Raw genomic sequence first — 19331 nt, 5'->3', positions numbered from 1 at the left:
CGTGCCTGGGAGGGCGTCGTGGCTCAGCCTGCCGTGGCTGCACCATCATCTTCGCGGGACCGGTGGTTCGACCTGCTCAGGGCACTGGCGATCATCCGCGTCTCGGTGTACCACTACTTCCCGTACGCGATCATCGAATTGGCCTTCCCCTCGATGGGCGTGATGTTCGCGCTGGCCGGGTCGCTGATGGCCAACTCGCTGAACAAGTCGCCCGCCCCGAAGGTGATCTGGGGCCGGGTCCGGCGGCTGCTCCCGGCCTACTGGGCGCTCGGCGCGGTCCTGGTGCCGGCGATGTTCCTGGTCGGCTGGGAGGAGAAACCGGCCCTGTGGCACCTGATCGCCTGGGTGGTGCCGTTCGTCGACCCGCCGTCGAGCACGTTCGGGTTCGAGGCCGCCGAGGTGCTCTGGTACCTGGTCACCTACCTGTGGTTCGTGGCGCTGTCCCCGATCCTGCTCTGGGTGTACAACCGGATCAAGCTGGGCGCGGTGCTGCTGCCGATCGTCGCGCTCGCGATCATGCAGTGGCACCCGGTGTGGCCGGAGGCGAACCTCGAGGAGATCGGCACCAACCTCGGCATCTACGGGGCGTGCTGGATCCTCGGTTTCGCGCACCGCGACGGCACCCTGCGCAAGGTGCCGGGCTGGCTGACCGGGGTGGTCGCCGCGGTGTGCCTGGCGGGTGGCATGGGCTGGCACTGGGCACACCCGGACGCCGGTGGCCTGACCGACATCCCGCTGGCGTACGCCGTCTACAGCCTCGGTTTCGTCCTGGTGCTGCTGCGCTGGAAGCCGAACATGCAGTGGCTGCGCAAGCGGGCCGGTCTGGACAAGTGGGTGTCGCTGCTGAACGCCCGCGCGGTCACCTTCTACCTGTGGAACAACGTCGCCATCGCGCTCTGCTACCCGATCGGTGACGCCCTCGAGGTGTGGCGTCTCGGCAAGTTCTACGAGGTCGGTTACCTGAGCATCGCGATCGTGCTGCTCGGCAACGCGGTGCTGCTGTTCGGCTGGGTGGAGGACCTGGCGGCCCGCCGGCGCCTGCGGTTCCTGCCCTGGCCCCAGCCGAAGGCCGCCGTCCCAACCGTGACCTCGGAGCCGGCCGCGCAGGGCAAGGCGACGGTCGATCACAACCCGCCGACCATGCCCCGGATGGTGATGGCGGCCGGCGCCGCCCACGCCGAGACCCGGGTCTTCCAGGGTCCGCGCCGTCCGGCCGGTCCGCCGCCACCGGTGGTCGCCGGTCACCCCCGCCCGGTCCAGCAGGGTCAGGGCGCGGTCCAGCAGAGTCAGCGTCCGGTCCAACAGGGTCAACGTCCGGTCCAACAGGGTCAACGTCCGGTTCAGCAGGGTCAACGTCCGGCCCAGCCGATGTCCCCGCGGAATGTGACGCCGCAGTTCTACGGTCCGCAGCAGCGTCCGCCGCGGCACGCCGCACCGCAGCAGCATCCTCAGGCCCAGCCGCCCACGCGTACCCGCTGAGTCATCTGCCCCCGGAAGAGGGGCCGCCGCTTCTCGACGAACGCGCGGCCCCTCTTTCGCGTCCTCGCTGGTGAAGACCCGGGTGCCGATTCGGGTCTCCTCCGTGAACGCCGCCGGGTCGCCCGTGGTCAGGCCGGCTGATCGGAAGCCTCCTCCTGGGGGTGCTGCTGGAACTGGGTGCGGTAGAGCTCCTCGTAACGGCCGCCGGCCGCCAGCAACTCGGTGTGGGTGCCGCGTTCGACGATGTGGCCGGCCTCGACGACCAGGATCAGGTCGGCGGCGCGGACCGTCGACAGACGATGGGCGATCACGACGGCGGTGCGGCCGGCCAGCGCCTCGCCCAGTGCTGCCTGCACCGCCAGCTCGGAGGTGGAGTCGAGGTGGGCGGTCGCCTCGTCGAGGACGACGACGCGGGGCTTGGCCAGCAGCAGGCGGGCGATGGTCAGGCGCTGGCGTTCGCCGCCGGAGAGGCGGTACCCGCGTTCGCCGACGACCGTGTCCAGGCCGTCGGGCAGGGCCGCGACCAGGTCGGCGACGAATGCCCGGCGCAGGGCGTCCCACAGGTCCTCCTCGGTGGCCGACGGGTCGGCGAGCAGGAGGTTGGCGCGGACCGACTCGTGGAAGAGGTGGCCGTCCTGGGTGACCACGCCGAGGGTGCGGCGCAGTGCCGTGAACGTCAGGTCACGGACGTCGACGCCGGCCAGGCGTACCGCACCCTGGTCGGGGTCGTAGAGGCGGGGCAGCAGGGAGGCGATCGTCGACTTGCCCGCGCCGGACGAGCCGACCAGGGCGATCATCTGGCCGGGTTCGGCACGGAACGACACCTCGTGCAGGACGTCGACGCCGCCGCGGGTGTCCAGGGACGCGACCTCCTCCAGGGAGGCCAGGGACACCCGGTCGGCGGCCGGGTACGCGAACCGGACCGCGTCGAACTCCACCGAGACCGGACCGTCGGGCAGGTCGCCGGCGTCCGGACGTTCCTCGATGAGGGGTTCGAGGTCGAGCACTTCGAAGACCCGTTCGAAGCTGACCAGGGCGCTCATCGCCTCGACGCGGGCGCTGGCCAGGGAGGTCAGCGGGGCGTAGAGCCGGGTGAGCAGGATGGCCAGGGCGACGACCGCGCCGGGCTCCAGCCGACCGCGTAGCGCGTAGAACCCGCCCAGCCCGTACACCAGGGCGATGGCCAGCGCGGACACGGTCGTCAGGGCGGTGAAGAACACCATCTGGGACATCGCCGTGCGTACCCCGATGTCCTTGACCCGGCGGGCGCGCGCGGCGAATTCGGCCGATTCCGCCCCGGGCCTGCCGTAGAGCTTGACCAGGGTGGCCCCCGGTGCCGAGAACCGTTCGGTCATCTGGGTGTTCATGGCCGCGTTGTGGGTGGCGGCCTCCCGTTCGAGTTGGGCGAGGCGGCCGCCCATCCGGCGGGCGGGCAGCACGAAGACCGGCAGGAGCAGCAGCGCCAGCAGGGTGATCTGCCAGGAGAGGCCGATCATCACGATCAGGGTGAGGAGCAGGGTGACCAGGTTGCCGACGACACCGGAGAGGGTGTCGCTGAACGCCCGCTGCGCGCCGATCACGTCGTTGTTGAGCCGGCTGACCAGGGCGCCGGTGCGGGTACGCGTGAAGAACGCGATCGGCATGCGCTGCACGTGGTCGAAGACCGCGGTCCGCAGGTCGAGGATGAGGCCTTCGCCGATGCCCGCGGAGAGCCGCCGCTGGATCAGGCCGAGGCCGGACTCGACGAGGGCGATCACCGCGATCACCATGGCGAGACCGGTCACCAGCCGGGTGGTGCCGCCGCCGACGATCGCGTCGACGATCCGTCCGGCGAGCACCGGGGTGGCCACGGCCAGCCCGGCGGTGACCACGCTGAGCAGCAGGAACCCGGTCAGCGCGGCCCGGTGCGGCTGGGCGAACCGGGCGATGCGGCGCAGCGTGGCGAGGGAGAACGGACGCTTGTCGTCCTGTTGGTTCATCACGTGGTAGAGCGAGTTCCAGGCGGTCATCTCCATGCTCATGCCGCCGAAGGTGCCACCTCACCCTCGGTTCAGGTCAAGCGAATTGTCACCCGCCGGTGGAGACTCCGACCGGTCATCGGAACGCGTTCTGGTCTCGGGCTGTGCCGACGCACCATGTCACCTCTGAGCCGCACCCGCCCGGCGGCCGGATCCCGCGGACCCGGACCACCGATTCCTGGATCCCTTGTGGAGTCGCCGCTACGGTGGGTCGATGGTGGCGGACGGGGTGGACGTGTGGGATCTGACATGACCGTGCTCTATCTCGACACCGACGTGGGCATCGACGACGCGCTCGCCCTCGCCTTCCTGCTCGCCGCGGACACGGCCCCGGCCGGCATCGGCACGGTGTTCGGCAACGTCGGCGTCGACCAGGCCACCACCAACTGTCTCGACCTGCTGGCGCTGGCCGGGCGGGACGACATCCCGGTGGCCGCCGGTGTCGGGGCGCCGGCCGGGCAGGGCAACGACGGCCGGGTACACGGGTCGAACGGTCTCGGTGGTGTCGAGCTGCCGCGTTCCGGGCGCCGGCCGGTCGACGGCAGCGCCGCCGAGCTGCTGATCGGTCTCGCCCACCGGTATCCCGGGGAGCTCTCCGTGGTCGCGCTCGGCCCGCTCAGCAACCTGGCCGTCGCCCTGCGCCTCGAGCCGCGCCTGCCCGAGCTGGTCCGTGACGTGACCATCATGGGCGGGGCGGCCCTGGTCCCGGGGAACCGGAGCCCGGTCGCGGAGGCCAACATCCTCGACGACCCGGCGGCGGCCGCCGCGGTGATCGCCGCGCCGTGGCCGATCACGCTGGTGCCGCTGGACGTGACCCTCGACCACACCCTCACCGAGCCGGACCGGCAGGCGCTGCTGGCCGCCGGGTCGCCGCTGCCGCGGGCGCTGGGGGCGATCCTCGAGCATTACATGGACTACTACGTCGGCGTCTACGGGCGTCGCGCCTGCGCCCTGCACGATCCGGTGGCGGCGGCGGTGGCCATCGGCGCCGCGGTGCCCGCCCTGGCGCCGGCGGTGCGGGTGGTGGTCGACGACACGGACGGTCCCGGTCGCGGCCAGACGATCTGTGACCTGCGCGGGCTGCGGGCCGGCCGGCCGGATCAGCCGGGCGCCCACGTCCGGGTGGTGCTGTCGCTGACCGCGCCGTTCGGCCCTCAGCTGGTCACCCGGCTGGTCGGCGGGGCGACGGGGTGATGTTCTCGTCGGCGCGGGTTCCGGAACGCCGTTCCGCAGCAGCGGGACTCCTTCGGCTGATGTAGCTTCTTTCCTAGACGAGAGTCGTCTAGGAAAGGGGTGCGCGGTGCAGGTCCTCGGCGAGGCACAGCAGGCCGCCTGGCGGGCCCGGACACTGCCACCGGTCGAGCGGCTGGCCGGCGGCCTGGTCTCGGTGCCCGTCCCGATCCCGGACAACCCGCTGCGCTACACCCTCACCTACCTCGTCCCCGGCGACCACGGCCTGGTCGTCGTCGACCCCGGCTGGAACAGCGACCCCGGCTGGTCCGCCCTGATCAGCGGCCTCGCCCTGGCCGGCGCCGCACCCGCCGACGTCACCGGCATCGTGATCACCCACGTGCACCCGGACCACCACGGCCTGACCGCCCGGCTGCGACGGGCCTCCGGCGCCTGGGTGGCGATGCACCCCGCCGAACGCGAGTCGTTGCGCCGCGACGACCCGCGGCCGCACGAGACGATGGCCCGCTGGCTGCGCGGCTTCCACGTCCCGGACGCGGAGATCGCCGACCTGATGGCGGCCTTCGGCGACGACGTCAGCCGGCACATGGCCCCACTCGCCGACGCCGACGTGCTCCTCGAGGACGGCGACCCGGTGCCGATGGCCGGCCGCCGGCTGCGGGCGATCTGGACACCCGGCCACACCCCCGGACACCTGTGCCTGCTCGAACCGGACGCCGGTCTGCTGCTCACCGGCGACCACCTGCTGCCCCGGATCACCCCCAACATCGGCCTGCAGTTCGACGGCGACGGCCGGACCCTCGAGCGGTACCTCGACTCGCTGGCCCGCCTCGCCGCCTACGACGAGCACGCCGCCCTGCCCGCCCACGAATACCGGTTCCGCGGCATCGCCGAGCGGGCCGCCGAGATCACCGAACACCACCGGGAACGCTGCGCGGAGATCGTCGCGACGGTCGACCGGCTCGGCGCCCCGACGGTGTGGGAGCTGGCGTCCGCCCTGAGCTGGTCCCGCCCCTGGTCGCAGATCGGCGCGATGAAGGTGGGTGCGGTCGCCGAGACCGCCGCCCACGTCGACCTGCTCGTCGCGGACGGCCGGCTGATCCGCAAGAAGGAAGCGTTACTGACGAACTGAGACGAGCACGAAGTCGACCAGGCGTTCGGCGTACTCGTCGGCACCGGCCGCCACCCGCGCCCGCAACCGGGCCGGCGTGGCCAGCACATGACTCAGCGCGCCCCCACTGATGCAGTCGAGCAGCATCGTCGCGCTGGTCCCGGCCGGAAGCTGACCGCGCTCCACACCCCGGCGCACGATCGCCCGGCCGGCCGCCGCCTGCGAGTCGAGGAACCGGTCCAGATGTTCCTGACCGGACGGGATGCCGTCCGCCTCGACGAGCAGCCGCAACACCGCGCCGCCCGCCTCGTCCAGGAACGCCCGCAACACCTGCCGGGCCAGCAGCACCAGATCGTCGCGGACCGAGCCGGTGTCGATGTCGTTCACCCCGGCCAGCCGGGACGCCAGCGCCGCGGCGAGCAGCGCCTCCTTGTTGGCCCAGCGCAGATAGATGGAGGCCTTGCCGACCCCGGCGTGCCGGGCCACCGCGTCCACCGAGAACCGGGCCCAGCCGTACGCGCCGAACACCTCGGCCGCCGCGCGGGTGATCCGGTCGTCCACCCCGGGATCCCGGGGTCGTCCGAGGACGGGGCCGCCGCTCGCCTCCATGACGCCTCCCCGCTGCCGCACCCTCACGATCGGCGACCAGTCTAGAAAGATCCGGGGCCGCACGGGGAGATCGCGGTCAGCCGAGCAGCTTGCGGTGATCCCCACCGGCCGTCCGGGCCGGCTCGACCAGGCAGGTCGCCCGGTTGCCGCCCGCCGGTCCGCGCGTACGGTCGACGGCCCGAGCGCCGCCATCCCCGTTGCTGGTGTCACCACGATGAGGCCGTGGCATGTCACTGTTCTGGTGGTCCTGATCGTGGGGATCGCCTTCGTTGGATGGCTCATCGCCGCGTTCCGGAAGGGTCGCGACGACCGATGATGCGCCCCTTAAGTCCGATATAGGCAAGTATGGGTTACTCGATGGATTGACCCTCCGTTCCGGGTCGTGAAGCCGGTCGTTTGGCTTGCGACGTTCTCAACGGAGGTTTTGCTTTGTCCATCGGATGGCGGTCGACCCGGCTACCGCCGCACAGCACCACGGCAGCGGTCGCGTTCGCACGGCAGGCGGTACGCGCCGGCTATCCCGAGGAGTACGAACTCTTCGACGAGGTGGTCGAGGAGTACGCCCACTGGTCGGGCCAGACGCCGCTGCGCCGTCTTCGTACCCCGATAGGTGTCGGCGTCGACGTGGCCGCGGTGACCCCGGTCATCCTGTCGGCACTCAACTTCCTCGGTGCGGCCGTCACCACCCACGTGGTGGACGAGGCGCTGGCACCCCTGAGTGAGGGCGCCCGCCGCCGACTGGTGACGGTCTTCCGGCGCGGCGACACCGGCGAGTCCCGGCCCCGGCCCCGGCCGGCGGCGGCGATCAAACAGCGCACCGCCCCGGAGTCCGACGACTGGCACGAGATCACCATCCACCTGGTGCCGCTGCTCAAGCAGCACGGCCTCAACGCCGGCGGCGCGGGGGAGGCGGCCCAGCACATCGTCACGGTGCTCCGCAGGTACGACTGACCGTCCCTATAGTTGCCTCGTGCAGCGGGGACTGACCTATCACGACGCTCTGAAACTGCTCGGCGGCTCCGGGCCGTTCATGCGGATCACCGACAACGTGCTGGGCGGCGCGCTCGCCGTGGCCACGGCCGGCGGCAGCGAGGTGGCGCTGAGCCTCTTCGATGCCAAGGGCGAGGCGGTCCGGCTCGGCCACCTGGTCACCGACAAGATCACCGAGCTGGTACGCGGCCACGGCCGCCACAGCCGCAGCCGGCGCCTGCAAGCCGCCCACGGCGTCCTGGTGGTCGGCGCCTTCTTCGAGGCTCTCGACGTCTGCCTGGGTGCGGCCGGCCTGGACGAGGCCGGTCTCACCCGTGCCGAGCAGGCGGGACTGGTCGCTGCCGCGGCGCTGCCCGCCGACTGGCCGTCCCGGCTGCTCGCCGCCCGGATCCCGGCGCCCGGCCCGGATCAGCCCTACGACCGGCTCCTCGCCGAACTGCGCGACTGGTTCCGGGCCACGACCGGCGCCACCATGGACCACCTGGCGAAACTGGCCGCCTGGGACGGCCGGGCCGACCTCGCCGAGCCGTTCCGGCGGGTCCTGCCCGACCTGGCCCTCACCCGCTACGAGGACGGCGTCCGTCGGCTCGCCGCGGAGGCCCCCGAGTTCGGCATCTGGATGCGCCTGCTCGCCGACCGGGCGGCCACCCGGGGCCTGGCGGATCTGGAACACGTTCTGTTGCGGGTCACCTCGCACCGGGACCCGGCCCGCCACCGCGCCGCGCTCGCCCTGACGTACCGCGCGGAGCTCGGCCAGCCCGTCCTCGGTGGCGACTCCGGCGAACTGGTCCTGCCGGCCATCGCCGCCGGTTACCTCGACCCGGCGTTCCGGGTGAAAACGGCCGGACCGGGCGCCCACCCGGCCGTGGAGAGCTGGTGGGACACCGAACCCCGTGACGACCTGGCAACCTTCCTCGCCACGTACCTGACGACCCCGCAGGCCGCCGACGCGCCCCTGCTGCTGCTCGGCCAGGCCGGCTCGGGCAAGTCGGCGCTGACCCGGGTGCTCGCCGCCCGGCTGCCGGCCGCCGACTTCCTGGTGGTCCGGGTGGTGCTGCGCAAAGTCCGTGCCGAGGCGGAGATCCAGGACCAGATCGAGCAGGCGTTGCGGACCACGATCGGCGAGACCGTCGCCTGGCCGGAACTGGCCCGCGACGCCGACGCCGCGATGCCGGTGGTGCTCCTGGACGGCTTCGACGAACTGCTCCAGGCCACCGGCATCCACCAGTCCGACTACCTGCAGCGGGTGGCCGCCTTCCAGCAGCGGGAAGCCACCCTGGGCCGGCCGGTCGCGGTGATGGTCACCAGCCGGACCGTGGTCGCCGACCGGGCCCGCGTCCCGCACGGCAGCCTGGTGGTCCGCCTCGAACCGTTCGGCGAGGCCCACCTGGAACGCTGGCTGGAGATCTGGAACCACACCAACGCCGCCCGCTGGACCGACGGCCGCCGCCCACTCACCATGGACGTGCTGCGGCGCTTCCCGGACCTGGCCGTCCAGCCGCTGCTGCTGCTCATGCTCGCCCTCTACGACGCGGGCGACAACGCGCTGCACGACGCCGGCGACGAACTCGGCACCGGACAGCTCTACGAACGTCTGCTCCGCGAGTTCGCGACCCGCGAGGTCCGCCGGGTGCACGGCGCCCAGCCGGACACCGTGATGCCCGCCCTGGTCGAGGACGAACTGCTGCGCCTGTCGGTGGTCGCCTTCGCGATGTTCCACCGGCTGCGCCTCTGGGTCACTACCGAGGAACTCGACGCCGACCTGGCCGGCCTCGGACTCCAGCCGGCTCGCCGGTCCACGCAGGACTTCCGCACCCCGCTGACCGCGGGCCAGGAGATGGTCGGCCGGTTCTTCTTCATCCAGCGGGCCCAGGCGTCACAGGACGATCAGACCCGGCAGACGTACGAGTTCCTGCACGCGACCTTCGGCGAATACCTGGTCGCCCGCCTCGTGGTGCAGGCCCTGGCCGACGTGACCGCCCGGTCCCGGGCCCGCACCCTGCGACTCGGGCAGGCCGAGGACGACGAACTGCTGCAGTCCCTGCTCGGCTACACGCCCCTGTGTGCGCGGGCCACCGTCCTGCCGTTCGCCGCCGAACTGCTCGACCGGGCCGGCGCCGCCGAGATCCGCGAGTGGATCGTGGAACGCCTGCGGACGGCGGTGACCCGCCCGCAGCACACGCCCCGCTCGTACCGTCCGGTGGACAAACGCGCCGACCACTGGATGCACACGTACTCGTTCAACCTGACGCTGCTGGCCCTCGCCTGCGGCGGACCCCTGCGCGCGTCCGAGTTGTTCCAGCGGGCCGAGGATCCGGCCGGCCGGCTGCGCGACACCGCCCTGCAGTGGCGGGCGGCCGTGCCGGGCGGCATGTTCCTGGACGCCATGGACACGATCACCGTCGACCGCACCTGGACCGCCGACCGCCGTCGCGACCTGGTCCTGGCCCGCCGCCCGCAGCCGTCCACTCCGTCCGGCCCGTCCGCCCCGTCTGCTCCGTCCGCCGCTTCGGGGTCCGCCTCGTCTGTCGTCTCCCCGTCTGTCGCTTCGGGGTCCGCCCTCTCGTCCGGTGATCTGGACGGCGGGGTGGATCTGCTCTGGTCCCACAAACTCACCGAAGCCGTGGACCGCAGCGACTGGACCGGCCTTCAGCCCGCCCTCACCTCGATGCGGCTGTCCGGTGCCCTGAGTGACGACATCCTGCGGCACGCGCTGGAACCCGTCCTGCAACAGGCGCCCGAACTGGTCTTCAACCTGGTGGCGCACGGCGGGAACGACGCCGAGTCCCCGGCCCGCAGCCTGATCGGCCTCGCGATGGCGTCACACCTCGCCGCCGACCACAAGGATCTGCTGACGGCGTACGAGCGTGCGGTCACCGCTGTGACGTCGTCCGGCCTGGACGCCTCGGCGAGGGCACTCGGCGTTGCTGTGGTGCTGCGGGCCCTCGCCGGAGACGAAGCCGTGCTCACTCCGGACCAGGTATCCGATCTGCGACGACGCCTGTCTTCCGGGTGACCGGCGTCTTCCGGGTGACCGGCGCCGTCCGATCGCGGTGGCGCCGGAAGAGCCGGTACACGCCGGCCGCCAAGCGGCCCATCGACTCGTCGATCGCCCGCACCGACTCGCTGTGCAGGTGTGCCATCTGCCAGAAGTAGCCCGGCTGCTGCATCCGTGTGCCTTCCCGTTCGGGGTGAGTTCACGGATACGTCGAGGCGGCCATCCAGAAATCGACACTTCCGCTCTCTTCGTCTGTCCCGGCCCGGCGGGAGGGTCAGAGACCTTCGCGGCCGGTGGACCAGTAGGGCTTGGTCGCGATGACGCGACGGGAAAGTCCGCGATTGATCAGCGCTCGGCGTTGGCGCTGGATGGATTGGGCGTGGCCGAGCAGCAGCGCGCCGTCCACATCGGCCAATGCGGCCGACGCGTTCTCCCGAGTTGCCGACGTCTCGTCCAATGCGGCCGACGCGTTCTCCCGAGCTGCCGACGTGTCGTCCAGCGCTGCCGACTCCAGCCAGGACTGCACGGTGTCGCCGGGAGCGCCGTTCGCCGGCAGGAACCGGAAGGCGGGCCAGCGGGCAGCGAGCGGTTCGACGGCGGCCGCCGGCACCTCGACCACGACGACATGCCCGGACTCCGCCCGAGCCCGTGCCTCCATGCCGCCGACGCGGAGCGCGCCGACGTCGTGTGCGCCGCTGTGGAGTGTGCCGTTGTCGAGCGTGCCGGTGGGGAGTGTGGCGGTGTCGAGGGCGGCGGGGCTTCGCGGCGCGACTCCTGTGCCGGTGGTGGCCGGGACCAGGGCGGCGAACGTACCCAGGGCGGAGTCGTCACCCAGGTGGAGGCGACGGGTGCCGGGTGCGCGCAGCGGGATGTGCACGGCCGCGAGTGCCGACACCTCGTCACCGGGGCGGAGGGCCTTGACGAAGGCGGCGCCCGGGCCGCCGGAGGAGACGGCGGCCAGGATCTCGATGTGCGGGCCGTCCGCGGTGTGGACCGTGTAGCGGCGGCTCAGCGTGGGGGAGACCCGGAACTGGACCTCGTGGCCGGGGCGCCAGCCGCCCGCCGGGGGAGGCGCGTCCAGGGTGAGCTCGACGAAGCCGGGCGCCGGGGTCGTGGTGCGCAGGACGCGGGCGGTGCGCCCCATGGCGGCGGCGAAGAGGTTGCCGATGACGGCGGGAGCCTTGGGCATGGCGGCGACACTACACCGTGCAGTGTAGTTGAGATAGGGTGATCGCCGGAGGTGCTGATGAAGACGCTGCGTGCGGGCTCACCGGCGAAGCGGGCGGCGATCCTGGTCGCCGCCCGGGAGTTGTTCCTGCGGGACGGGGTGGACCGGGTCAGCATGGACGCGGTCGCCGCGCGGGCCGCGGTGTCGAAACGGACCGTCTACGACTATTTCGGCGACAAGCGGACGTTGTTCCTGGCGATCCTGGCCGACGCCGCCGACTCGCTGAACGGCATCGCACGCCGGGCCATCGACGAGCACCTCCCCGACGATCCCGCGATCACCACGGTCGCCGGGCTGGGGGAGGCGCTGACCGCCCTCGCCGTCGACCTGAGCATGACGGTGGTCCGGTCCACCGACTACGCGGCGGTCTTCGCGCTGGTCGCCCAGCAGCGCGGTCAGGAGGGTTCGCCGGGCGACGACGTCGACACGCTGGCGGTGCACGACGCGGTCGCGGACCGGTTCGCCCGCTTCGCCGGCCACGGACTGCTGGAGCTCGACGACCCGCGGGAGGCGGCCCACCACTTCGGTGCGCTCACCCTGTTGCTTGCCTCGGACGAGCAGCCCTTCCCGTCGAGGGCCGACCCCGAACGGATCCGCCGAACGGTGACAGGCGGGGTACGCGCCTTCATGCGCGCCTACGCACCCCGCTGACGGCACCCGCGGGCCCCGCCGGATGGCCGGTGTGTGCGCGGCGATGGCCGGTGTGTGCGCGGCGATGGCCGGCGTGGGCGTGGCGCGAGGTGTGGCTGCTCGCGCCCCGTCGAGCGGTTGTCCGTGGTGGTCAGCGGCGGGACTTCGGCAGTGTCGCCTTGACCGCGGTCGGCATGGTCTTCAGCGTGTTCAGCACCGACCGGGTGCCGGTCGCGCCGTCCACCAGGTACTGGTCGATGATCGTGTCGGCGCAGAGGCCGGTGATCGAGACGACCTCCTTCGCGGTGCCGCTCCAGCCGGCCGACGTTCCGGCGTGCACCCCGTTGATCCGGGCGGTCTGCACCCGGACGCAACCGGCGAACCGGAACACGTCGGCGATGTACTGTCCGGAACCGGTCAGGCCGGCCGCTTCCACGAGGCGGCGGACCTCCGGGGCGTCGCCGTCGCCGCGGATCAGGGCGGGCAGGGCGGCCGCGGCGTAGTCGGCGCGGACCTTCATCAGCGCGTCGGCGCTGGCCGGGGTGAGGACCTGGCCGTGCGGCAGGAGCAGGGTGATCAGTTCGAGGCCGCCGTCGAGGGCCAGCACCGACCAGTCGGGCTTGCCGCCGGGAACGTTCTCGGCCTTCGCGCCGGTCACCGCGACGCTGTCGCTGAGGTATGCCAGCGTGGCGTTGCGCAGCGCGGCCACCGTGCCGTTCTCGGCGTCCGGAATGTCCGCACCAGCAGGAATCGCCCCGGTGCCGGACCCCGAACTGCCGGAGACGACAGCACCGGATCCCGAACCGCCGGAGACGACAGCAGCGGAACCAGAAGTACGGGAACCCGCGGAGAGCGGCGCCACGACCGGGAACGCCCCGTCGGCCAGCAGACTCTCGGTGGTCCGCTTCACCGACGCCTTGGCCGCGCTGGTGGCGTACCCCCAGAAGGTGCGGGTCGCCCCGTACGACACCGGCAGCACCGTGCCCGTGCTCGTGCGGATCCGGTCGCCGGTGATGTCCCGTTCGAGATCCCACGTGCCGACCGCGAAACTGTCGAACAGCACGGTGTCGGCGTTGACCGTGTTCTCCACGTAGTCGATGACCGTGCCGGTCAGCGGCACCCACCCGTTCAGCTCCGGCGCCCAGCCGAACACGTTCAGCATGGTCGGGTCGATGCCGTACGGCAGGTTCTCGTAGCGCAGCGAGATCCGCGCCCGGCCGAGCACGCCGGACTCCACGTTCATCGAGACCATGTCACCCAGCAGGAGGATCCCGTCGGGGGCGGCCCTGTTCGCGGGGATCGGGTCGGCGGCGAACCGGATCCGCGCCTCCCCGGTGACGGTGTTCTCCGGCACGGACAGGCGGACACCGCCGTCCAGAGCGGACATCAGGCCGCCGTCGGCGCCCACGCCGCGCACATCACTCGCACCGATCAGGGCACACGCCCCCAGGACCGCTGCGAGACCGGTGACCAGAGCTCCCGCTCCGATACGCCGTACCAGATTCATGTTCGTCCTCCCCGGCGCGGAAGGATAGCCGTGACTTGTTACGGCTGTCCGGGGACCCGGTCGTACTTAACGGTCACTTCGGCAGCCGTACGTCGGAGGTTAACCGTTCGCGTGCGGTCCGCACCGTCAGTGATATGACTCTTCGGGTGCGATCACCCTGGCGGCGTCCGGCCCGAATCGTGCCGCTCGCGTTCCTCGCTCTGATCGCGGTCGGCACCGCGCTCATGATGCTCCCCGCCGCGCGTGCCGATCCGGGCCACGCGCCGTTCGTCACCGCCCTGTTCACGGCGGCTTCGGCGGTGTGCGTGACGGGTCTCGCGGTGGTCGACACACCCACCTATTGGAGCACCTTCGGTCATGTCCTGCTGACGGTCCTGTCGCAGATCGGCGGCTTCGGCATCGTGACCCTGGCCACCCTGCTGAGCCTCCTGGTGTCCCGAAGGTTGGGATTGAGCGGACGGCTCCTGGCGCAGGCGGAGAGTTCCGGTCTGAGCGGCGGGAACATCCGCGGTGTCCTCTTCCGGGTGGCGATGGTCATGCTGGTCGCGGAGAGTGCCATCGCCGTCGTGCTCACCCTGCGTTTCATGATCGGGTACGGGTATCCGCCCGGCCGTGCGACGTGGGAGGCGGTCTTCCATGCCGTCCAGGCGTTCAACAACGCCGGGTTCGCGCTCTACCCGGACAGTCTCGTCCGGTTCGTCACCGATCCCTGGATCTGTGTCCCGCTCGCGCTCGGCGTCTTCGCCGGTTCGATCGGTTTCCCGGTGCTGTTCGAGCTGGCCCGGGAGTGGCGGCGCCCGGGCATCTGGTCGACGCACACCTGGTTGACGGTGTCCGGCACGGTGCTGCTCAGCATCGTCGGCTTCCCGGTGTTCCTGATCTTCGAGTGGCGCAATCCGGGCACGCTCGGACTGCTCGACACCCCGGGCAAGATCCTCGCCGCGTTCACCCAGGACGTGATGACCCGGTCCGGTGGCTTCAACAGCATCGACCTGGGCAAGATGAACAGCGAGACGATCGCGGTCACCAACGGCCTGATGTTCATCGGCGGGGGCAGCGCCAGCACCGCCGGCGGCATCAAGCTGACCACGTTCCTGCTCCTGGCGTTCGTCATCTGGGCCGAGATCCGTGGCGAGCCGGACGTGGTGATCCGCAAGCGCCGGATCGCCGAGGAGACGCAGCGTCAGGCCCTCACGGTGGCGCTGATGGGTGTCGCGCTGGTCGCCACCGGTACCGTCGTTCTGGACGCGCTGACCGAGGACGTGCCGTTCGACCGGGCACTGTTCGAGGTGACCTCGGCGTTCGCCACGGTCGGCCTGAGCACCGGCATCACCCCGAGCCTGCCGCCGTCCGCGCAGCTCGTCCTCGTCGCCCTGATGTACGTCGGACGGGTCGGCACGATCGCGGTCGGCACCGCCATCGCGTTGAACACCCGTCGCCGGCACTACCGATACCCGGAGGAGAGACCCCTAGTTGGCTGAGAAGTCCCGCAGAGGCGAGAAGGCGGAGAGGCCCCGCAGGGGCGAGAAGCTGTCCAAGGGCGAGCACGTCGCCGTGATCGGGCTGGGCCGGTTCGGCGGTTCGGTCGCGGAGGCCCTGCTGGACCTGGGCTACGAGGTGCTCGGCATCGATTCCGATCCGCGCATCGTGCAGGACTGGTCGGACCGGCTCACCCACGTGGTGGAGGCGGACTCCACCGACGAGGACGCGCTGCGCCAGCTCGGCGTGCACGAGACCACCCGGGCGGTGGTCGGCATCGGCACCAACCTGGAGACCAGCGTGCTGACCGTGCTCACGCTGACCGAGCTGGGCGTCCCGGAGGTGTGGGCGAAGGCGACCAGCACCAAGCACGGCCGGATCCTGGCCCGGGTCGGCGCGCACCACGTCGTCCACCCGGAGTCGGAGATGGGGGAGAAGGTCGCGCACCTGATCACCGGCCGGATGCTCGACTACATCGAGTTCGACGACGGGTTCGCCATCGCCAAGGTGCAGTCGCCGCAGGATGCGGCCGGCCGCACCCTGGCCGATCTGGCCCTGCGGACCCGCTGGGGCGTGACCGTGGTCGGGGTGAAACGTCCCGGCCAGGACTTCGAGTACGCCCGTCCGGAGACCGTCATCCCGCCGGACGCGCAGCTCATCGTGGCCGGCCCGACCGAGAAGGTCGAGGCGTACGCGGAGGCGGTTTGAGAATCCCGGCGCGCACGCGGGAGGATCGTCGGGTGAGCGTGAACGGGGACCGGGGCGAGCGGCTGCGCGTGGCGCTGTTCGGCGTCCTGCGGACCGGGCGCGGTGACGCCGAGATCACGCTGCCCGGCGCCCGTCTGCGGGTCCTGCTGGCCCGGCTCGCGGTGTCCGCCGGCAATCCGGTGTCCGCCGGTGCGCTGACCGCCGCGCTGTGGCCGTCCGAGCAGCCCGCCGATCCGGCGAACGCGCTGCAGTCGCTGGTGTCGCGGCTGCGCCGGCTGCTCGGTCCGGGCGACGTCACCCAGGTCGAGGGCGGCTACCGGCTGGCGGTGACCGCCGACGACGTGGACACCGCCCGGTTCGAGCGGCTGGCCGCCGCCGGCCGGGACTGTCTGCGGGCCGGCGAGCCCGCGGCCGCGGCGCAGCTGCTCGGCGAGGCGGTGGAGATCAGCCAGGGGCCGGGCGCGGCGCGAGGTGGCGGATCAGGTGCGGTGGAGCTGCGAGGTGGCGGGCCGGTCGCCGCGGAGCTGGCCGAGGCTGCTCCGGCGCTCGCCGCCCGGCTCGCCCAGGCGGTCGCCGGGACGGTCGCCGACCTGGCCGAGGCCGAGCTGGCCCTGGGGTTGGCCGGCGAGGCCGCGGACCGGCTGACCACGCTGCTCGCCGAGGACCCGCTTGCGGAACGGCCGGCCGGGCTGCTGATGGACGCGCTGACCGCCGGCGGACGGCAGGCCGACGCACTCGCCGTCTTCGAACGGATCCGGGCCGAGCTCGCGGAGCAGCTGGGCGCGGACCCGGGTGCGGCGCTGCGGGACCGGCATCTGCGGTTGTTGCGTGCTCCGGCCGTACCCGACGAGGATCTTGATGGGGGTGACTCGCCGCCGACGAACCTGCCCGCGCCCCTGACCGGTTTCATCGGCCGGGAGGAGGACCTGGCCCGGGTGAACACGCTGCTCGGCCAGGGTCGGCTGGTGACCGTGCTGGGGCCGGGCGGCGCGGGCAAGACGCGGCTGGCACTGGAGGCGGCGCGGGGCCGCTTGGACCGTTGTCGCGACGGCACGTGGCTCGTCGACCTCACGTCGGTGACCGAGCCGGCCAAGGTCGCCACGGCGCTGCTCACCGCCGCCGGGCTGCGCGGCTCGGCGCTGTTCGACCCGGTCGAGCGGGCCCGGCACGAGGGCCGCGACGAACTCGACGTGCTCACCGAGCAGCTCGCCGGCCGGGAGACGCTGCTGGTGGTGGACAACTGCGAGCACCTGATCGACGCGGTCGCGCACCTGATGACCACGCTGCTGGCCCGCTGTCCGCGGCTGCGGGTGCTGGCCACCAGCCGGGAGCCGCTGGCGATCGACGGCGAGTCGCTGGTGCCGCTCGGCCCGCTCGGTCTGCCCGAGCCGGACGACACACCGGAGCAGGCGGCGCAGTCCCCAGCCGTGCGGCTGTTCGTGCAGCGGGCCGCAGCGGTCCGGCCCGGTTTCACGGTCGACGGTGACAGCGCCGGCGACGTGATCCGGGTGGTTCGCGGCCTGGACGGCCTGCCGTTGGCCCTGGAGCTGGCCGCGGCCCGGTTGCGCACGCTGGCCCTGCCCGATCTGGCGGACGGCCTCTCCGACCGGTTCCGGATGCTCACCACCGGCAGCCGCACCGCCCAGCCGCGGCACCGCACCCTGGGCGCGGTGATCGACTGGAGCTGGCAGCTGCTCTCCGGCCCGGAACGCATCCTGGCCGAGCGGGTCGCAGTGTTGCCCGGCGGTGTCAACCTGGCCTCCGCCGTCGCGGTCGCGGCGGGCACTCCGGTGCCCGTCCGGGACGTTCCCGACCTGCTCGCCGCCCTGGTCGACCGGTCGTTGCTGCGGCTCGCGCCGGACAGTGGGCGATATCGGATGCTGGAGACCATCCGGGAGTACGGCCTGGCGCGCCTCACCGAGCAGGGTGTCCTCGGCGCGGTCCGGGAGGCCGCGGCCCGGCACCTCGCCGCGGTCGTCGCCGCCCAGGACCCGATCCTGCGCACCGCGGGCCAGCTCAGCGCCATTCGCGTGTTCACCAGTGAGTACGACAACGTCCTCGCCGCCCTGCGGCACTTCTGCGACGCCGGTGACGCCTCCGCGGCGCTGGGTCTCGCCCTCGATCTGTCCTGGTTCTGGCAGATGTTCGGGCGGGAGGCCGACGCGGGTTACTGGCTGACCGCGGCCGTCTCGGTCGCCGGTGATGCGGACCTGGCCCGGGTCAGCGCCGCGCGGGCACTCATGGTGCTCAACCGGCACCTCGAACCCGGCGCCCTGACCGAGAACGCTCAGCAGCGCCGGGAGCGGCTGACCGAGCTTGCCCAGACCATCCTGACGCTTCCGCCACTGCCCGGGCCGATCGGCGCGGTGTCCGCGTTCACGCTCTACCTCGCCGGACAGGAGGAGGCCGCCGCCGCCCACATCGAGCGGCTGGTGCAGGGGCCGGACCTGTGGATGGCCGCGCTGGCGCGGACGTTCCGGGCGCAGGTCGCCGAGAACCAGGGCGACATGGCGCAGCTCGCCGAGGACGTCACCGCCGCGCTCGCCGGGTTCCGGCAGGTGGGGGACCGCTGGGGCCAGGCCACCGTCCTGCCGATGCGGTCGGTGCTCCGGCAGTACGAGGGTGACCTGGACGGCGCCGTCGCCGACCTGCGGGCCACCCGCGCGCTGGCCCGCGAGTTCGGTGCCCTGGACCTCGGCGACGAGACCTTCATCGATCTGCGCTGGGCCGAGCTGCACATGCGCCGTGGCGAGCCGGCCGAGGCGGGCGCCGCGATCACGGCCGCCCGGGCCCGCGCGGAGCGGTCCGGTTCGCCGGAGATGAGCCTGCTGGTCGACGCGCTCGAGGCCGGGATGCAGGTCTGGCTGGGCGACCTGGACCGGGCCGACGAGCTCCTGGCCCGGGCCGGGCGGGCCGCCCCGGGCATGGTGGTGATGAGTGGCGACCACGGCACGGCCATCGTCGCCTCGATCCGGGCGACGATCGCCCTGCGCCGCGGCGACCCGGCCACCGCGGAACGCGAGCTGGCCACGGCGTACCAGGCGGGGCTGGAGACCGGGGACATGCCGATCCTGGCGATGGTCGCGGTCACGGCGGCGGCGCTGGCGGTGGCGGTCGGCCGGCCCCGGGAGGCGGCGGGTCTGCTGGGCGCGGCGGCCCGGCTGCGCGGGGCGGACGACCCGACCGACATGCAGGTGTCGGCGGTGTCGGCGGACGCCCGCGCGGTGCTCGGCGAGGAGGCTTTCCGGGCGGCGTACGACGTGGGCCGTGCGCTGGACACGTCGTCCGCGCAGGACCAGGTGGATCCCGCGCGGCTGGCCCGGGCAGCTCTGCCCGGGCCCTCGCTTCCCTGAGCCGTCAGGCGCGGCGGGCGCCGGCCCGCA

13 protein-coding genes are annotated in these 19331 nt (G+C 72.5%); 9 read left to right on the top strand and 4 right to left on the bottom strand.

What is annotated here, in order from left to right; translation table 11 throughout:
• Positions 1-18: 18 nt before the first annotated feature.
• Positions 19-1479, top strand: coding sequence for an acyltransferase family protein (locus tag WH85_RS13500; protein ID WP_083448980.1), 1461 nt, complete (start codon positions 19-21; stop codon positions 1477-1479).
• A gap of 128 nt (positions 1480-1607) precedes the next feature.
• On the opposite strand, the gene WH85_RS13495 is transcribed toward WH85_RS13500, so the two are convergent.
• Positions 1608-3500 (bottom strand): ABC transporter ATP-binding protein, encoded by a 1893-nt coding sequence (locus tag WH85_RS13495; RefSeq protein WP_045742165.1) that lies wholly within the window; start codon positions 3498-3500, stop codon positions 1608-1610.
• Positions 3501-3746: 246 nt separating this feature from the next.
• Here WH85_RS13495 and WH85_RS13490 point away from each other — a divergent pair, with 246 nt between their 5' ends.
• Both WH85_RS13490 and WH85_RS13485 read left to right on the top strand, forming a co-directional pair.
• Positions 3747-4691 (top strand): nucleoside hydrolase, encoded by a 945-nt coding sequence (locus WH85_RS13490; RefSeq protein ID WP_045742164.1) that lies wholly within the window; start codon positions 3747-3749, stop codon positions 4689-4691.
• 106 nt (positions 4692-4797) lie between these two features.
• Positions 4798-5820 (top strand): MBL fold metallo-hydrolase, encoded by a 1023-nt coding sequence (locus tag WH85_RS13485; protein WP_045742163.1) that lies wholly within the window; start codon positions 4798-4800, stop codon positions 5818-5820.
• Here WH85_RS13485 and WH85_RS13480 read toward each other — a convergent pair.
• On the bottom strand, positions 5806-6408 hold the full coding sequence (locus tag WH85_RS13480) for a TetR/AcrR family transcriptional regulator (protein ID WP_045742162.1): 603 nt from the start codon (positions 6406-6408) through the stop codon (positions 5806-5808). The two genes, WH85_RS13485 and WH85_RS13480, sit on opposite strands and share 15 nt — an antisense overlap.
• 429 nt (positions 6409-6837) lie before the next feature.
• On the opposite strand from WH85_RS13480, the gene WH85_RS13470 reads away from it, so the two are divergent.
• Together WH85_RS13470 and WH85_RS13465 are read left to right on the top strand one after the other, a co-directional pair.
• Positions 6838-7359: a hypothetical protein gene (locus WH85_RS13470; RefSeq protein WP_045742160.1), complete on the top strand. Its 522-nt coding sequence runs from the start codon at positions 6838-6840 to the stop codon at positions 7357-7359.
• A gap of 19 nt (positions 7360-7378) precedes the next feature.
• Complete coding sequence (locus WH85_RS13465) at positions 7379-10414, top strand: NACHT domain-containing protein (protein ID WP_063775506.1); 3036 nt, start codon at positions 7379-7381, stop codon at positions 10412-10414.
• Between the two features lie 256 nt (positions 10415-10670).
• Here the strand turns inward: WH85_RS13465 and WH85_RS50335 are convergent, their stop codons facing one another.
• The gene (locus WH85_RS50335; RefSeq protein ID WP_045742159.1) at positions 10671-11585 is read right to left on the bottom strand and encodes a hypothetical protein; all 915 of its coding nucleotides are present in this window, start codon (positions 11583-11585) and stop codon (positions 10671-10673) included.
• A 57-nt stretch (positions 11586-11642) separates the two neighbouring features.
• Here WH85_RS50335 and WH85_RS13455 point away from each other — a divergent pair, with 57 nt between their 5' ends.
• Entirely contained in the window at positions 11643-12275 is a 633-nt protein-coding gene (locus WH85_RS13455; RefSeq protein ID WP_045742237.1) for a TetR/AcrR family transcriptional regulator, read from the top strand.
• Between the two features lie 130 nt (positions 12276-12405).
• Here WH85_RS13455 and WH85_RS13450 read toward each other — a convergent pair whose 3' ends face one another.
• The gene (locus WH85_RS13450; protein ID WP_157410969.1) at positions 12406-13761 is read right to left on the bottom strand and encodes a hypothetical protein; all 1356 of its coding nucleotides are present in this window, start codon (positions 13759-13761) and stop codon (positions 12406-12408) included.
• Positions 13762-13895: 134 nt separating this feature from the next.
• Here WH85_RS13450 and WH85_RS13445 point away from each other — a divergent pair, with 134 nt between their 5' ends.
• From WH85_RS13445 to WH85_RS13435, 3 genes are read left to right on the top strand one after another with little or no spacing between them, the layout of a single operon-like run.
• Positions 13896-15242, top strand: a complete 1347-nt coding sequence (locus tag WH85_RS13445) for a TrkH family potassium uptake protein (RefSeq protein WP_045742157.1) — start codon at positions 13896-13898, stop codon at positions 15240-15242.
• Positions 15243-15291: 49 nt separating this feature from the next.
• Positions 15292-15948, top strand: a complete 657-nt coding sequence (locus WH85_RS13440; RefSeq protein WP_045742236.1) for a potassium channel family protein — start codon at positions 15292-15294, stop codon at positions 15946-15948.
• Positions 15949-15980: 32 nt separating this feature from the next.
• Complete coding sequence (locus tag WH85_RS13435; RefSeq protein ID WP_169792439.1) at positions 15981-19301, top strand: AfsR/SARP family transcriptional regulator; 3321 nt, start codon at positions 15981-15983, stop codon at positions 19299-19301.
• Positions 19302-19331 lie beyond the last annotated feature (30 nt).

This window comes from Actinoplanes rectilineatus, assembly GCF_000962825.1.
GTDB classification, from domain to species: Bacteria; Actinomycetota; Actinomycetes; order Mycobacteriales; family Micromonosporaceae; genus Actinoplanes; species Actinoplanes rectilineatus.
The sequence above is the reverse complement of the archived record's forward strand: the minus strand, read 5'-3'. Positions and strand labels throughout refer to the sequence as shown.

What these genes read in the sequence shown, in the direction of transcription:
- WH85_RS13455 (WP_045742237.1), top strand. Translation starts at nt 11,643, where the DNA reads ATGAAGACGCTGCGTGCGGGCTCACCGGCGAAGCGGGCGGCGATCCTG.
- WH85_RS13445 (WP_045742157.1), top strand. Translation starts at nt 13,896, where the DNA reads ATGACTCTTCGGGTGCGATCACCCTGGCGGCGTCCGGCCCGAATCGTG.
- WH85_RS13480 (WP_045742162.1), bottom strand. Translation starts at nt 6,408, where the DNA reads ATGGAGGCGAGCGGCGGCCCCGTCCTCGGACGACCCCGGGATCCCGGG.
- WH85_RS50335 (WP_045742159.1), bottom strand. Translation starts at nt 11,585, where the DNA reads ATGCCCAAGGCTCCCGCCGTCATCGGCAACCTCTTCGCCGCCGCCATG.
- WH85_RS13490 (WP_045742164.1), top strand. Translation starts at nt 3,747, where the DNA reads ATGACCGTGCTCTATCTCGACACCGACGTGGGCATCGACGACGCGCTC.
- WH85_RS13450 (WP_157410969.1), bottom strand. Translation starts at nt 13,761, where the DNA reads ATGAATCTGGTACGGCGTATCGGAGCGGGAGCTCTGGTCACCGGTCTC.
- WH85_RS13495 (WP_045742165.1), bottom strand. Translation starts at nt 3,500, where the DNA reads ATGAGCATGGAGATGACCGCCTGGAACTCGCTCTACCACGTGATGAAC.